We start from the raw sequence: 2,011 nt of genomic DNA, 5'->3' as shown, positions 1-2,011 counted from the left end.
CGGCACCTATGAGAAGGGGAAGCTGGTTTACCGCGGTCGGGTGGGGACGGGGTTCACTCAGGCCTCCTGTCGAAGGAGAAGTTGCTGGCCGGCGATATACCGGTTGGGCTGGCTAGCGGGGAGGGCGACGGCGAGGACGGTCTCGTTGGGGACCAAGCGCCGTGACGGGGGGCGTCGTCGCGTTGTGATCCCAGAGACAGTCGATCCCTACGGCCAGGACGACTGGTCGTGCGGCAGCCGGTGATCGGGATCATGGACGGTGACCTTATCGCCTTCGACAAGACTGGCCGGAAAGACCACCAGGTTGGTGCCACCGGCGTGACGCTTTTGTCGATGCGAGCGATCTGGCGCCAGGCACAATCCCATTCCTGCCAAGCGCTGTCCCAGATCTCCGGGTCGAATCCCTGCGAAAGGTCCGCCACCTCAGGCGAGCGTGATCTTGTAGGCGGCAAGCGTTGCCGGCGGGACGATGCTGGCGCCCTGCTTGTATTCGTCAAGAGCCGTCTGGGTCGAACGAGACAGATAGAGTGCTTCGACGCATGGCCGGTTGAAACGACCGCCGTCGATCGCCGCGCCTGCACCGCTGATGGGCAGGAAAGCCCATTTGGGTGTCAGATAGCGATTCGTCTGGACCGACTCGGGTGATCCTCACCCACGCGCCCCATTTTCGAAATCCCGGATGAAGGCCAGGACTGCCTCGACCTGGCCGTCCGCGACGAGTTCGGCAGCCGTGCGATGACCATAGTCGGCAATCGGTTTATTGCGGTACCAAAAGATCGCCTTCTTGACGTCGCCGGTGAGTTCCGTTGCGGCCGAAATCACCTTCACCATCTCGCGCATCCGACCCTGCAGGCGCTCCGACGAGGGATTGCGCAGCGTGTTGCGGTGGACGCCGGTCAACTGCGCCAGGTTGGCCACCTTCACGCCAAGCGCCTGCGACAGGCGCTTCGGCGAGATATAAGGCGTGCGCGGCTCCTGCAGGCTGTCGACAAAACCTGAGACCACTTTCGATTGGGCCAGCTGTGCGTGGGTCATTACAAATCTCCGACCTCTCTCTTACGCACAATATACGCACATTCCTAGGCATAGAAAGAACAGCCTGACGCCTTTCCAGCGCACTGCTTGTGCTTCCCCATCCTCGTAGCGGATCCTAGCTAGCGGCAGCAATGCGCCTTCATCTCGGTCATTCCGTCCGACTTAACCTCCTGCCGAAAGCAGACTGGTTGTTAGCGATGCTGGCGTTGGGATTGCCGTTTGTGTTGGCCGTGAGATCAGTCTCGCGGTTTACTAAAAGCCAGCATTCTCAGAATTTGGTGGGTGAATCTATCCCCCGAAGAATGAGGGGGCGCTAGTACGGGGTAGTGTCGCTCCTTGTTCACACGGATCATTCGGTGATTCCGCTTCGCCTCAAAATGAGACTGACGCGGTCGATCCATATGTGGTTCGTCTCCGCTCCTTCGAGGGCGTTGCCCACGACACGCCAACGCTCAGCTCGTCGATGCGGTGCTGGGTAACGCATGCGGCGAAAGTGCAGACTTTTCAGGCGGAGAGGGAACCCTGCGTGTCTTCGGGATAGACCCCAGTGACGTAGATGGCGACGTGCTGTCTGTTGAAAGCGCGCCGCCCCCACGTATAAAGTCCTCCCCGTCAACAAACTATACGCAAAACTCGAGTATGGGAATTAGTGCAGTTCAATTTCGATTTCAGTGGCAACCGATTCCACTGATGGTTGGGGTTGTTGCTGAGTGGGACGGCGGCTTCGCGCCCCAATCTCCGCCCTCAAACGGGGTTGCACGGTCGCCCGATAGAAGACGCATATTTTGCATTGAAATGGGCGTCTTAGGCTCAAGATATGCATCGCCGGGGCCACCTCCAGAAGACTGCGAATGGATTGGCCAGCAGCACCGCATGATGTCGCGATGCGAGTCGCCGACGGCCTTGGCGAGGTCAATATCTCCTGGAGCGAAATATGGTTATAGATGTAACGTGCCGACGCGCATGACGTAATAAG

2 protein-coding genes are annotated in these 2,011 nt (G+C 59.2%); both read right to left on the bottom strand.

Annotated features, from left to right (window positions below; translation table 11 throughout):
- Window positions 1-423: 423 nt before the first annotated feature.
- On the bottom strand, window positions 424-567 hold the full coding sequence (locus tag EN925_RS41115) for an RES domain-containing protein (RefSeq protein WP_245265393.1): 144 nt from the start codon (window positions 565-567) through the stop codon (window positions 424-426).
- 81 nt (window positions 568-648) lie between these two features.
- The gene (locus tag EN925_RS33510; protein ID WP_024504930.1) at window positions 649-1,035 is read right to left on the bottom strand and encodes a hypothetical protein; all 387 of its coding nucleotides are present in this window, start codon (window positions 1,033-1,035) and stop codon (window positions 649-651) included.
- Between the last annotated feature and the right edge of the window lie 976 nt (window positions 1,036-2,011).

This window comes from Mesorhizobium sp. M7A.F.Ca.US.006.04.2.1, from assembly GCF_004022915.1.
GTDB classification, from domain to species: domain Bacteria; phylum Pseudomonadota; class Alphaproteobacteria; order Rhizobiales; family Rhizobiaceae; genus Mesorhizobium; species Mesorhizobium ciceri.
This window is presented reverse-complemented; position numbering and strand designations above follow the sequence as displayed.

Coding starts and splice junctions, on each gene's coding strand:
- EN925_RS33510 (WP_024504930.1), bottom strand. CDS start 1,035: ATGACCCACGCACAGCTGGCCCAATCGAAAGTGGTCTCAGGTTTTGTC.